Annotated in this window: 14 protein-coding genes, 2 tRNA genes and 1 pseudogene; 8 read left to right on the plus strand and 9 right to left on the minus strand. The window is 67.5% G+C overall.

Going from position 1 to position 12,721, the window contains the following annotated elements; translation table 11 throughout:
• The 6 genes and pseudogenes from BMX16_RS11425 to BMX16_RS11445 all read right to left on the minus strand — a co-directional run.
• On the minus strand, positions 1-281 hold a 281-nt coding region (locus tag BMX16_RS11425; protein ID WP_177174641.1), incomplete at its 3' end, for a transposase.
• Positions 235-1,302: a hypothetical protein gene (locus tag BMX16_RS11430; RefSeq protein ID WP_089903431.1), complete on the minus strand. Its 1,068-nt coding sequence runs from the start codon at positions 1,300-1,302 to the stop codon at positions 235-237. The genes BMX16_RS11430 and BMX16_RS11425, both read right to left, overlap by 47 nt.
• Before the next feature lie 12 nt (positions 1,303-1,314).
• Positions 1,315-1,467 (minus strand): annotated as a pseudogene (locus tag BMX16_RS18350) (DUF6538 domain-containing protein); the annotation flags it as partial.
• Positions 1,468-1,609: 142 nt separating this feature from the next.
• A tRNA-Gln gene (locus tag BMX16_RS11435) sits at positions 1,610-1,684 on the minus strand.
• A gap of 347 nt (positions 1,685-2,031) precedes the next feature.
• A complete protein-coding gene (locus BMX16_RS11440) occupies positions 2,032-2,679 on the minus strand; it encodes a GntR family transcriptional regulator (protein ID WP_089903435.1) in 648 nt (215 codons plus the stop codon).
• Positions 2,680-2,703: 24 nt separating this feature from the next.
• Positions 2,704-3,390, minus strand: coding sequence for a M48 family metallopeptidase (locus tag BMX16_RS11445; RefSeq protein ID WP_177174642.1), 687 nt, complete (start codon positions 3,388-3,390; stop codon positions 2,704-2,706).
• A 111-nt stretch (positions 3,391-3,501) separates the two neighbouring features.
• Between BMX16_RS11445 and BMX16_RS11450 the strand changes: the two genes are divergently transcribed.
• The 3 genes from BMX16_RS11450 to BMX16_RS11460 all read left to right on the plus strand — a co-directional run bounded on the left by BMX16_RS11450 (position 3,502) and on the right by BMX16_RS11460 (position 4,627).
• Entirely contained in the window at positions 3,502-3,828 is a 327-nt protein-coding gene (locus BMX16_RS11450) for a TIGR02300 family protein (protein WP_089903441.1), read from the plus strand.
• A gap of 123 nt (positions 3,829-3,951) precedes the next feature.
• Positions 3,952-4,027: transfer RNA gene (locus BMX16_RS11455), tRNA-Ala, on the plus strand.
• 144 nt (positions 4,028-4,171) lie between these two features.
• The gene (locus BMX16_RS11460) at positions 4,172-4,627 is read left to right on the plus strand and encodes a universal stress protein (RefSeq protein ID WP_089903444.1); all 456 of its coding nucleotides are present in this window, start codon (positions 4,172-4,174) and stop codon (positions 4,625-4,627) included.
• A gap of 23 nt (positions 4,628-4,650) precedes the next feature.
• On the opposite strand, the gene BMX16_RS11465 is transcribed toward BMX16_RS11460, so the two are convergent.
• Entirely contained in the window at positions 4,651-5,802 is a 1,152-nt protein-coding gene (locus BMX16_RS11465) for a lytic murein transglycosylase (RefSeq protein WP_089903447.1), read from the minus strand.
• Between the two features lie 203 nt (positions 5,803-6,005).
• Here BMX16_RS11465 and BMX16_RS11470 point away from each other — a divergent pair, with 203 nt between their 5' ends.
• Complete coding sequence (locus tag BMX16_RS11470) at positions 6,006-7,358, plus strand: Y-family DNA polymerase (RefSeq protein ID WP_089903450.1); 1,353 nt, start codon at positions 6,006-6,008, stop codon at positions 7,356-7,358.
• 51 nt (positions 7,359-7,409) lie between these two features.
• Positions 7,410-8,519, plus strand: a complete 1,110-nt coding sequence (locus tag BMX16_RS11475) for a THUMP domain-containing class I SAM-dependent RNA methyltransferase (RefSeq protein WP_177174643.1) — start codon at positions 7,410-7,412, stop codon at positions 8,517-8,519.
• Between the two features lie 3 nt (positions 8,520-8,522).
• On the opposite strand, the gene BMX16_RS11480 is transcribed toward BMX16_RS11475, so the two are convergent.
• Positions 8,523-9,026, minus strand: a complete 504-nt coding sequence (locus BMX16_RS11480; protein WP_089903453.1) for a gluconokinase — start codon at positions 9,024-9,026, stop codon at positions 8,523-8,525.
• Between the two features lie 57 nt (positions 9,027-9,083).
• Entirely contained in the window at positions 9,084-10,256 is a 1,173-nt protein-coding gene (locus tag BMX16_RS11485) for an acetoin utilization protein AcuC (protein WP_089903457.1), read from the minus strand.
• Positions 10,257-10,275: 19 nt separating this feature from the next.
• Between BMX16_RS11485 and BMX16_RS11490 the strand changes: the two genes are divergently transcribed.
• From BMX16_RS11490 to BMX16_RS11500, 3 genes are all read left to right on the plus strand, one after another.
• Entirely contained in the window at positions 10,276-10,785 is a 510-nt protein-coding gene (locus BMX16_RS11490; protein WP_245731503.1) for an NUDIX hydrolase, read from the plus strand.
• Between the two features lie 98 nt (positions 10,786-10,883).
• Positions 10,884-11,276, plus strand: a complete 393-nt coding sequence (locus tag BMX16_RS11495) for a DUF1178 family protein (protein WP_089903463.1) — start codon at positions 10,884-10,886, stop codon at positions 11,274-11,276.
• 196 nt (positions 11,277-11,472) lie between these two features.
• Positions 11,473-12,711, plus strand: a complete 1,239-nt coding sequence (locus BMX16_RS11500) for an aspartate kinase (RefSeq protein ID WP_089903465.1) — start codon at positions 11,473-11,475, stop codon at positions 12,709-12,711.
• Positions 12,712-12,721: the final 10 nt, after the last annotated feature.

A 12,721-nucleotide genomic window follows, 5' to 3' on the forward strand; every position in this document is an offset into this window, starting at 1 on the left:
CTGAAGTCAGGCACGACCCAGTCCAGCCCCGTGAGCCGCAGCAGGCTCTCGACGAAGCCCGTCGTCTGCCGAAGCGCCATCCCGAAAAGCACTTTCATGGTCAGACACGTCTGGATGGCGGCGTCACTGAAGGTCCGCGACCTGCCCCTCTTGCCGGAAGGTTCGGCATCCCAGTTCATCTCGGGATCGAACCAGATCGTCAGTGATCCGCGGCGCTTCAGCGCCGCGTTGTAATCAGCCCAGTTCGTCGTCTTGTAGGTAAGTGATGTCGGTTTGCTCATGCGGGCCAGCTACCACACTGGATTCACAACATGAATCCCTCTCGGATTTGTGCAACAGAGCCGCGGACAGGCCAACTTCTTCCTCCGGCAGGTCCTCTGCACGTTCCACCAATTCGTGGATGGTCCGATCTCGATCCGTCGGGCTCTTGCCATGGATCTTCGGAATCTTGTCCATGGTGTCGGCGTATTGGGAAAGATCCGACTGAGTCAGATCGATCAGAAATCTGGCCGAAATCGCCTGGGTGAAATGACGCAGCACTGATTTCCTCTGCCTGACGTCCTTGGCAATCTTCTTGGCCTCGCCCGCGCACTTCGTCGGCTTGTCCCTGGCAGCAAGATGAGCAGTGATCAGGTCTGCGATACAGTCAATGCGCGCATTCTGCACCGTGCGTCCGACGTTGGCCTCTCGGGGCGTGCCGCCGTGGATAGCGGCGACCCGTGCAACATCAGCCTGATGCATTCCGACAGTTGTCGGCTGAAGAGGCTCTGCCTCGGTGCCCAGATTGACGTGTTCGTAGCACGCTTTCTCATCAAGAAGGCGGAAGGGGCCGGCATTGGCGCGACGGTCCGAGGCCTCGATCGCCATGGCCTGCGCGCGCAGCCGGAGGGCCACGGTGGCACGGACATCGGGCTGCGAGAGGTCATTCCTTCCGATGACCGTCTCTGCCGCATCCTTCACGCCGCGAAGGAAGTCTGGTGACCCGAGTTCAGCCCGCAGGATATCGATCTCCTGGCAGATCGTCAGAAGATGCCCTTCCGTGTAGCCATGTTGCACGAGATCACGGCGATCTTCTTCGATCAGGCAAGCACCGGCACCGCGCGCCGCCACGATACGCAGGGCGACAGACCGGCACTTCTCGGCAAAGTACCGGGTCCGCCACTCTTCGGGTGACGTCGCTTCGGGCTCGAAGTAGCGTTCCTCGTCGATCCGGGTCAGGGCCAGGGCCACTTCCGCCGCAAGGAAACGCTGAGCCTCTGCGTGGGAGATGCGCTCGCTTTTCACGGCAAGGATGAATGCCAAGAATTTTTCGTTTACAATGGCTGCGAGGCGATTTGCCGACGAAAAGTTTGGGGTTCTCAGACTGACCTGTAGGAATCGACCTTTGCCGCACGCCTTCGGTAGCCTCCGGCGCCAGACGTAGACGGCGCCACGGCGGTGGACATGATTGATTCCGTGCATCTTCATCTTCCCATCTTCGGGAGATGCGGATTTGCGCGCGAACGACGGCCTGTATCACACCCGTGTTGCACACCCATGTGATGCACTGGGGAGAAGATCGCCATTCCACGGCGGAATTCACATTAATATCAACACTTCGCGGGGACGCTGGCTGGGGTGGTAGGATTCGAACCTACGGTACACGGTACCAAAAACCGATGCCTTACCGCTTGGCTACACCCCATCAGCACGGCGGTGGATACGCCAAGCATCAGGGGCCTTCAAGCCCCCGTGGGCGCTTTTTTTATCCGGCGCATGGTCCTTGCGAACACGGTGGCAAAGCCCGTTTTCAGGGGCGACGCGGCTAGAGCGGAGAAGCGTGGACAACCTTTGCAAGCGGACCCGGCGCACCGCCGCACGCCACGCCGGACGGGCTGCGTGCAGACATTCGGCGTCACGGTTTCACGGCAGATCCGGTCATGGCCAACGGCACGCAGTCGCCTTGTGCTATCCCACCAGCCGTGATCGCCGGTTCCTGTCCCTGCAACACACTTTACGGTTTTTGGGGATCGCCGACACGACCCCTGCACCTCATGCCTTCAGCAGCCGCAACCCCTTGGTCACGTCGCCGCGCACGGCCAGTCGCAACCCCGGTTCGTCCCCCGCCTTCAACGCCGCCAGGATCAGACGGTGATGCACCGGCGGATCGGTGCGGTTCAGCCGACCATAGAGGGCACGCATCGTCGGCCCCAGCTGCAGCCAGACCGTTTCCGTCAGCGCAAGGATCGCCGGCGCCTGCGCCCGCAGATAGAGCGTGCGGTGAAATTCGAGGTTCATGCGGATGTATCCGCTGGCGTCCTGCCGCACGACCATCTGGCTAACGCCCTGGTTGATCGCCTCCAGCCGGTCGATCAGCGCGAAATGCGCGCGTGGCAGCGCGCGCGACGCCAGTTCCGGTTCCAGCAGCGCACGCAGCGTCGCGAGTTCCTCGATCCGCTCGTTCGACAGCAGCGGCGTGCTGATCCGCCCGGTCGCGGACAGGATCACCGCACCCTCTGCCGCCAGACGTCGCACCGCTTCGCGCGCGGGCGTCATCGAAACGTCGAAATCCTGCGCGATTCCCCGCAGGGTCAGGGTCGTACCGGGGGCGATCTGGCCATGCAGGATCTGGGTGCGCAACGCCTTGAACACCCTGTCGTGTGCCGCCCCCGGTGCGGGTGCGGGACGGGGCCGGATCACCGCCGCCCCCGCGGAGGCATAAGGTCACTCATCGAAGCGGACCCTGTGCAACTGATCGCCGTTATCGCGCAGCCACTGACGGTGGCGGGCATAATCGGGCACCAGCCCGGCGACCACGTTCCAGAAGGCGCTGGAATGGTTCATCTCGGCCAGATGCGCGACCTCGTGGGCGGCGACGTAGTCCAGCACCACGGGTGGCGCCATGATCAGACGCCAGGAATACATCAGTGCCCCCGCCGACGTGCAGGATCCCCAGCGCGAGCGGGTGTCGCGCAGAGTGATCCCCGCATAGCTGCGTCCGATCCGCGCCGCGTACCCGTCGGACGCAGCGACCAGCGCGTCCCGCGCCTGCGCCCGCAACCAGCCGCGCAGCAACGCGGGGCCGCTGCGTTCGGGCACCAGCAGGGTGTCGCCCTCGACCCGGACGCCGCGCCCTGCCCCGGCCACGATCCGCATCTGCTGCCCCCGGAACAGCATGGCACCGCCGACGGCCGCCACCGCCGTGGGCGTCACATCGACCAGATGCCCCCGCAGCCAGTCCTCGCGCTCCTGCAAAAAGGCCAGCGCCTCGCGCTCCGGCGCGCGGGGCGGCATCGTCAGCGTCACGCGGCCATCCAGCCGCGACACCCGCAGGCTCAGCCGCCGCGCCCGTGCGGACCGGCGCAGGTCCACCGCGATCGGGGGGTTGCCAATATACAGATCGCGGGCCATATGCATCCTTTGCCGACGCTGCGGGATTGGTCTTTGACAGTGTCCCGGCCATATGGCAGGGGACGCGAGGCCGCTGCAAGGGTGGCACCGACATATCAGAGGGGGAAACCCATGCCGAAAGAAGAATGGGGCACCAAGCGCCTGTGCCCCGAGACGGGCAAACGCTTCTACGACCTCAACAAGCAGCCCATCGTCAGCCCCTACACGGGCAGCGTCGTGACCATCGAGACCGGCAAGACCCGGACCATGGTCGCCGACCTCGAGGATGCGCAGACCAAGAAGATGAAGATCGCCGACGAGGATGACGATCTGGTCCTCGAGGACGACGACGCCGAGGACGAGGATGTCGATCTGGGCGACGACGTGCTGGAAGACGACGACGACGACACGGTCAGCCTCGACGACATCGGCGACGTGGGCAAATCCGACGACGACTGACCCCCTCTCGGGTCGAGACGAAAAGATGCCACCGGAACGCGATTTCCCGCTTGATCTCGTTCCGGTCGCTGCATAGACAGCGGCACACGACGACGCAGGCGGACACGCAGCGTCACACGGTTCGGGGCCTTAGCTCAGCTGGGAGAGCGCTTGCATGGCATGCAAGAGGTCAGGGGTTCGATCCCCCTAGGCTCCACCAAACCACACCATTCCCGATGCACCGGACAGTTTGCGACGATTGCGTCACAACCCGGTGCAATCGTGCGGTGCGACAGCGGTGACCACATCGTCATGGCCGGGATCGTGGCATGATGGGGCCTGATCACTGCAAGAGGCGCGCACCATGTTCAAGACCATCCTGATGTCCTTCGACGGCTCCGGCCCCTCGGTTGCCGCCCTCGCGGTGGCGCTCGATCTGGCGCAGACCTATGGTGCTGCGCTGCATATCGTGCACGTGACCGATGCGGCGCAGGGCAGCACATCGGCCGACACGGATGTGTTCTTTGCACCTGCCGAGGCGCTGATCCACAAATCGCATGCGGAGGATCTGCAGGAGCAGTCCCAGATCGTGCTGCATCAGGCCCGTGTCATCGTCGGTCGGACAGAGGCGACCAACGTCACGACCACCCTGCTGACCGGCGCCCCGGACGATGCGATTCTGAAACATGCGGATGCCATCGGCGCCGATCTGATCGTGGCGGGCCGTCGCGGTCTGGGCACCTTGCGCGGCCTGTTGATGGGCAGCGTGTCGTCGCGGTTGACCGCCCATGCCCGTTGCCCGGTGATGACCGTCGCCTGACCGGCGACGGTCCCCGCCCGCCCTCAGCGCAACCGCGCCAGCAGGTCCAGCGACGGCTCTCCGGTCACGGGCAGGCCGTTGCGGGATTGATACGCGCTGATCGCGGCGCGGGAATTGGTGCCCAGCACGCCGTCGGCCCCCTGCGTGTCGAACCCCGCCGCCGTCAGCCGCTGCTGCAGCGCCTTGCGCTGGTCGGCGGTCATGCCGTAGCGGTCCGGGGGAAAGCTGCCCTGGATCGGGCCGCCGCCGATGATCCGGTCCGACAGGTGCCCGACCCCGATCGCGTAGCTGTCGGAGTTGTTGTAGCGCTTGATCGCGTTGAAATTCGGACCCACCACGAACACCGGGCCGCCCGCCTGCGGCTGGATCCGGGTGCTGCCCGCGGCGGCACCGGGCGATCCCGCCTCGCCACCCCACGGCTGGCCGCGCCGCCAGCCGGAGCGCGACAGGTAGGCCGCGGTGCTGGCCAGCGCATCGGTCGGATCGTCGGACCAGATGTCGCGGCGACCGTCGCCGGTGAAATCCACGGCATATTCGAGGTATGATGTCGGGATGAACTGGGTGTGCCCCATCGCCCCGGCCCAGCTGCCGGTCATGCGGTCCGGGGTGATGTCGCCGTTCTGCACGATGCGGAGCGCCGCCAACAGCTGCGCCTCGAAGAAGGCACCGCGGCGCCCCTCGTAGGCGAGGGTGGACAGCGCAGAGACGACGGGCACGTTGCCCCTGCGCTCTCCGAACATGCTCTCGAGGCCCCAGACGGCGGTGACGACATGCGCCTCGACGCCGTAGCGGGCCTCGATCGCGGCCAGCGTGTCGCGGTAACGGGCAAAGTTGGCACGCCCCTTCTCCACGCGTTCGTCGGACGCGGCGATGGCGAGGTATTCCTCCAGCGTGCGGGTGAACTCGGTCTGGTTGCGGTCGCGGTCGATCACGTCGGGCAGGAACCCCGCCCCGGCAAAGGCGCGGCTCAGCGTCGCGTCGGAAATGCCCTGCCCGGCGGCACGGCCCCGGAACGACGCCACCCAGGCGTCCCACGCCGGATTGGGGACCGCCTGCATCACCGTCTCGGCCGGACGCGGTGCGGCGCTGGCACGGCCCAGCGACCGGGTGCCGCTGCACGCGGACAACGCCGCTGCCATTGCGCCAAGGGTAAAGATGCGTCGTGTCGCCTGCATGTGCCTGTCCATTTCTTGGATTGCTTTCGGACGATCCTAACGGAAGCTGCCTATCAATCCTAGGTGCCGCAGCCCGGCTGGGTCCCGGGGGGCGTCATTCTGCCGGGACCGTGATCATGCGACAAGCACGGGCGCGGCGGACGAATCGTTGCGGGGGATCGGCCATGTTCCTATTTTGTTCGAAACCGGAACAGGCCACCCCCATGACTACACCCACCGACCCGGCGGTTGATGCCGCGCGCCTCTACCTCGACTTCGACAGCTTCTTTGCGTCCGCTGAACAGCACTTCAATCCCGCCCTGCGCAACAGGCCAGTGGGCGTGGTGCCGCTGGATGCCACGCATACTGGCTGTATTGCCGTCAGCCGTCAGGCCAGGCGGCTGGGCGTGCGGTCCGGCATGACGATCAAGGATGCCCGCGCAATCATCCCCGACATGGCTTTCGTGGTGGCGCGCCACGATGTCTATGTCCGCCTGCACCAGCGCATCCTGTCGGTCATCGACGGCTGCGTCCCCATCGCCCACGTCCGGTCCATCGACGAGGTGGTGTGCCACCTGCTGCCCGCCGAGGCGCAGAATGCGCTGGCGCTGGCGGCCACGATCAAGGCGCGGCTGGCGGCTGCCTTCAGCGAAGGGCTGACCTGTTCCATCGGCATCGGTCCGACGGAACTGCTGGCCAAGATCGCTGCCGAGATGGACAAGCCCGACGGGACCGTGATGCTGCGCACCGCCGATCTGCCGCAGCGGCTCGCGGACCTGCCGCTGGGCGATCTGCCCGGCATTTCGAAGGGGATGCAGGCGCGGCTGGCGGCGGCGGGGGTGCAGGATTTCACCGGGCTGTGGGGGTTGGCGGCAAAGCAGGCGCGGATGATCTGGGGCAGCGTGGAAGGCGAGCGGTTCTGGAACGGGTTGCACGGCCATCATTCTGAGCGGCCCACCACGCAAAAGGGCATGTTCGGCCACAGCCGCATGCTGCCCCGCGACTGGCGCACACCGGACCGCATCGCCATCTGTGCCCGCCTGCTGACCGCCAGCGCCGCCCGCCGACTGCGGCGCGCCGACATGCGCGCCACGCGGCTGACGCTGGGCCTGCGCGGTGGCGGCCATCCGGGCGCGCGCGGGGTGCGACCGCAGGGCGACAGCTGGCACTGGGAGACAGGGTTGCCGCCGACCCGCGACGACCACGGCCTGCTGCTGGCGCTGGCACAGGGGCTGGAGGCGGCGCGCGCGCAGGTCCGGTTCCGCCCGCGCAGCGTCAGCGTCATGCTGCACGGCCTGATCGCGGAAGGTGCGATGATCGCCGACCTGTTCGGCACCGCCCCCGGTGCGGACGGGGCGGCGTCGGACGATGCGGTGCGCGCCCGCTGGGAACGGGTCAGCGACCTGATGGACGCGCTGCGCGCCAGCCACGGGCCGCAGGCGATCACGCTGGGTCCGCCCGCGCAGATGCCGGGTGGCTACCTTGGGGCCAAGATCGCGTTCGGGCGCATCCCGGACGCCGCCGATTTCAGCCACGCCCCGGTGGCCGACGATGCCACGCAGTTCGTCACCGTCTGACAATTGCGTTTCGCGGATGCACCGGGCGGCGTTTGCCGCTAGACCCGCGCCATGATCGATACCACATTCGAAATCTTCGCCACCGCCCCGCCGGGTCTGGAACCGCTGCTGCTGGCGCAGGTACAGGCGGCGGGGTTCGCGGGCGCGCAGGCGGTGCCCGGCGGCGTCACATTTCCCGGCGACTGGCCCGACGTGTGGCGCGCCAACCTGCAGTTGCGCGGTGCGGGCCGCATCCTCGTGCGCTTCGGCAGCTTCCTCGCGTTCCATCTGGCACAACTGGACAAGCGGTCGCGCAAGTTCTCCTGGACCGACACCCTGCGGATCGACGTGCCCGTGCGGGTCGAGGTGACGACGAAGGCCTCCAAGATCTATCACGCGGGTGCTGCCCAGCAGCGGATCGAGACGGCGCTGCGCGAAGAGGCCGGCATCACCATCGCCGCCGACGCGCCCCTGACGCTGAAGGTGCGGATCGACGACAACACGGTCACGCTGTCGGTCGATACGTCCGGCGAAAGCCTGCACAAGCGCGGCCACAAGGAAGCGGTCGGCAAGGCGCCCATGCGCGAGACGCTGGCGTCCCTCTTCCTCGCGCACTGCGGCTACACCGGGACCGAACCCGTCGTCGATCCCATGTGCGGGTCGGGCACCTTCGTCATCGAGGCGGCGGAGATCGCGCGCGGCCTCGCCCCCGGCCGGTCCCGCGATTTCGCGTTCCAGCAGCTGGCGAGTTATGACGCGGCAGCCTTTGCCCGACTGCGGGACGCGATGCCGGGGCGGGACACCGCGCTGCGGTTCTATGGGTCGGACCGCGACACGGGCGCGGTGCGCAACGCGACGGAGAACGCGGCGCGGGCGGGTGTGGGCGATCTGACCACATTCGCCCACCATGCGATCAGCGATCTGGCCCGGCCCGCAGGTCCGCCGGGGCTGATCATGGTGAACCCGCCCTACGGGGCGCGGATCGGCAACCGCAACCTGCTGTTCCCGCTTTATGGCGCGCTGGGGGCCACGCTGAAGGAGCGGTTCCGCGGCTGGCGCGTGGGGCTGGTGACGAGCGAGCCGGGGCTGGCCAAGGCGACCGCCCTGCCCTTTCTGCCCGACCGGCTGAGCGTGCCGCACGGCGGGCTGAAGGTGACGCTCTTCAAGACCGCTCCGCTGTAGCGGTCAGGACCGCTCCGCTGGCGGCAAATGGGCGATGGCCTGTTCCACGATCGCCTCCGGCGTCTGGTCGAGATCGACGATGAAGCCTGCCTCGTCATGGGCCAACTGCTCCAGCGTGTCCAACTGGCTGTCGAGCAGGCTGGCGGGCATGAAATGGCCGGGGCGGTTGCCGACACGCGCCTTTAGCACCGCCCGGTCGCCCGCGAGGTGGACGAAAATCGCGTCCGGCGCGTGCCGCCTGATCCGGTCGCGGTAGCTGCGTTTCAGCGCGGAACAGGCGATCACGTCGCATTGATCCGCCAGTGCCTGCCCCACCAGATCCAGCCAGGGGGCGCGGTCGGCGTCGGTCAGGGGGTCGCCACGGCGCATCTTCTCGACGTTGGCGGGCGGGTGCAGGCCGTCGCCGTCGCGGTAACGCAGCGCCATCTGCCGCGCGAGCAGCTCGGCGATCGTCGACTTGCCGCAACCGGACACGCCCATCACGACGATCTTCGGTGGTGTCTGCATCGGATTCTCCTCTTGGTGCGGACTATCCATTGGGGGTCGCAGCACCGCAAGGCGCGATCAGACCCAGACGCCCAGCCGCGCCGCATGATGGTCGCAGGCAGCGCGCGTGGCGTCGTGCACCGGGCCGTGACGCGGCGCGTCCTGCAAGGTCGCGATCCAGTGCGGCGGCGGGGTGGGATAGCGGCGCTGTCCGTCCCAGCGCAGGGCGGCCAGCACCGCCTGCGCGGGCGGTGGCAAAACCTGTGGGATGGGCAGGTCGTTCAGGATTGCCCAGTTGCCGGACCACAGGCGTCCCACGCTCCACGGGTTGTAGCCGCCGCCGCCCAGCACTATCAGGCGCGGCGACAGGGGGCGGATCATCCGCAGGATGTCCCAGTGCGCGTTATTGGACAGCGACAGACGGGCCTGCGGGTCCTCTTCGACCGCGTCGGCGCCGCATTGCAGCACGATGGCGTCGGGGCGGAAGGCCGTCAGTGCGGGCAGGATCACCCGGTCGCGCGCCAGCGCCATGTCGCAGTCGTTGGCACCGCGCGGCAGTGGCACGTTGAACACGTTGCCCGCGCCATGATCGTCCAGCGCACCGGTGCGGGGCCAGCGACCATCCTCGTGGGTCGAGATCAGCAGCGTGTCCGGATCGTCGCGGAACGCATGGTCCACCCCGTCGCAATGATGCGCGTCGATGTCGAGATAGGCGATCCGCGCCACGCCCGCCCGGCGTAGCGACAGGATGCCAAGCACCGGATCGTTGAGATAGCAGAACCCCCCCGCCCGGTCGGGAAAGCCGTGATGCGTGCCGCCTGCGGGCGTGAACACGGTGCCCGGATCGCGCAGCAGTTCGCCCGCCAGCAGGGTGGCACCGGCAGAGGTGGCGGGGCGGCGGAACATCTCGGGGAACACGGGATTGCTGGCGGTGCCGAGGTGATGGCGCAGGCGGTCAGCGTCCGTGACGGCCTGCACCGCCTCGGCCCGTTGGAGGGCCGCGATATACTCGGGCGTGTGGAACGCGGTCAGTGCGGCAGGCTTGGCGCGGGGTGCGGTGCGGTATTGTCCCGGTGCGATCCAGCCCAGCGCACGGCACAGGTCCATCACCGTGGACACGCGCGGCACCCGCAGCGGGTGGAACGGACCATAGGAGGAATGGCGATAGATTTCCGACCCGATGAAGACCGGGCGGTGCGGGGGCCGAACGGCCTTGCGCGGATCGGGGGGGTGTGGAACCACGGGGTGCATGATGTGGGATGTAAGCGCCTTGACCGACGACACCAGCCCCCCGCCGACAAAGCAGCCGACACAGCAGCTGCCCCCCCGCGCGCAATTGCCGCTGAAGCTGCGCGGCGGCAAGACCGCCGTGCGCGGTCAGTTCGCGGCGCTGTGCTGGCGCAGGGATGCGGATGGCGCGGTGGAGGTGTGTCTGGTCACCGGGCGCAGGTCCGGCCGCTGGATCCTGCCCAAGGGCTGGCCGATGCACAACCAGACCCCCGCCGACGCCGCCGCGACCGAGGCCTGGGAGGAAGCGGGCTTGCGCGGCACGCCCAGCGACCGCTGTCTTGGCGTCTATGCGGACGTCAAGCCGCTGTCGCGGCGCGGCACGCCGGTGGTCGTGCTGGTCTATCCGCTGGAGGTGCACCACGCTGCCGTGATCTGGCCGGAGGTGCGCGAACGCAAGCGGCGCTGGTTCCCGCAGGGACATGCCGCTTCCCGGCTGTCCAATCCCACCCTGCGCCGCATCGTGGAACAGTTCGATCCCGACATGGCATGACTTGCCGACCTGCCGGCGACAGGTCATTGCAACCGGGTGGCCAGACCCTACCTTGGCGCGACGGAGCCTGCCCCCGCCCTGACACCGGACGACACATCTTGATCCGCTACACACTGATCTGCGACGCATCGCACCGCTTCGACAGCTGGTTCCGGTCCGCCGACGCCTATCAGGCGCTGGCGGATGCGGGGCAATTGTCGTGCACGACCTGCGGATCGCCACGGATCGCCAAGGCCGTGATGGCCCCCGCCGTGGCGGCGACCGGCGCGCTGAGCGCACCGGACGTCGCACCGCTGGAGAGGCTGCGCGCCCGGATCGAAGCCGAGAGCGAGGACGTGGGCGGCAATTTCGCCGTCGAGGCGCGGGCGATCCATGCGGGCGACGCCCCGGCCCGCCTGATCCGGGGCGAGGCCACGGGGGCCGAGGTCCGCGATCTGCTGGCCGACGAGATTCCCGTGATGCCGATGCCGCCCAAGCGCAGGACGCACTGACGGGACCTGGACGCGAAGGCAGAGGGGGCCAGCCCCCCGCCTGCGGCGTCCCCCGGGATATTTCTGACCAGAAGAAGCCCCGAAGGAACGCGCGACGGGTCCCGCGTGCCACAGGTCGATGTCCGTGAGGTCGCATGGATTGCCCTTGCGTGCGGTGTGACGTATGGGGCGGCGGACGCGCGACAGGGGAACCACCATGCCCATACTTGTGATGAAATTCGGCGGCACGTCGGTGGCCAACATCGACCGGATCATGCGCGCCTCCAAGCGGGTCGCGCTGGAGGTGGCCAACGGTTACGATGTGATCGTGGTCGTGTCCGCCATGTCCGGCAAGACCAACGAACTGGTCGGCTGGGTGAACGAAACCTCGCCCCTGTATGATGCGCGGGAATACGATGCGGTGACCGCCAGCGGCGAGAACGTGACGGCGGGCCTGATGGCGCTGCGCCTGCAGGAAATGGATATCCCCGCGCGCAGCTGGCAGGGCTGGCAGGTTCCGGTGCAGACCACATCCGCCCACGCCAACGCGCGGATCGAGGCGATCCCGACGCAGAACATCATGGACCGCTTTGCCGCCGGCATGAAGGTCGCTGTCGTCGCGGGCTTTCAGGGCGTCAGCACGGAAGGCCGCATCACCACGCTGGGGCGCGGCGGGTCGGACACCACCGCAGTGGCGTTCGCCGCGGCCTTCGGCGCGGAGCGCTGCGACATCTATACGGACGTGGATGGCGTCTATACCACCGATCCGCGCATCGTGCGCAAGGCGCGCAAGCTGGACCGCATCGCCTTCGAGGAGATGCTGGAGCTGGCCTCATTGGGCGCCAAGGTGCTGCAGACGCGGTCCGTGGAGCTGGCGATGCGGTTCGGCGTCAAGCTGCGGGTGCTGTCGTCGTTCGAGGAACCATCAGACAACGCGGGCACGCTGGTGTGCGCCGAGGAGGACATCATGGAAAGCAATGTCGTGGCCGGTGTGGCCTATTCCCGTGACGAAGCGAAGATGACGCTGATCTCGGTCGCCGACCGGCCCGGCATCGCCGCCGCGATCTTTGGCCCCCTGGCGGCTGCCGGGGTCAACGTGGACATGATCGTGCAGAACATCTCGGAGGAGGGGCGCACCGACATGACCTTCTCCTGCCCGATGGATCAGGTGATGCGCGCGCAGAAGGCGATGGAGGATGCCAAGGCCGACGCATCGATCAATTTCCACGATCTGGTGGTGGACGAGGGCGTGGCCAAGGTCAGCATCGTCGGCATCGGCATGCGCAGCCATGCGGGTGTGGCGGCCAAGATGTTCGCCGTGCTGCGCGACGAGGGCGTGAACATCAAGGTCATCACCACGTCCGAGATCAAGATCAGCGTGCTGATCGACCGCAAGTACATGGAACTGGCCGTGCAGGCGCTGCACGACGCGTTCGATCTGGACAAGGCGAGCTGATCCACCGCAG

It is taken from the genome of Loktanella fryxellensis, assembly GCF_900110065.1.
Taxonomy (GTDB): Bacteria; Pseudomonadota; Alphaproteobacteria; order Rhodobacterales; family Rhodobacteraceae; genus Loktanella; species Loktanella fryxellensis.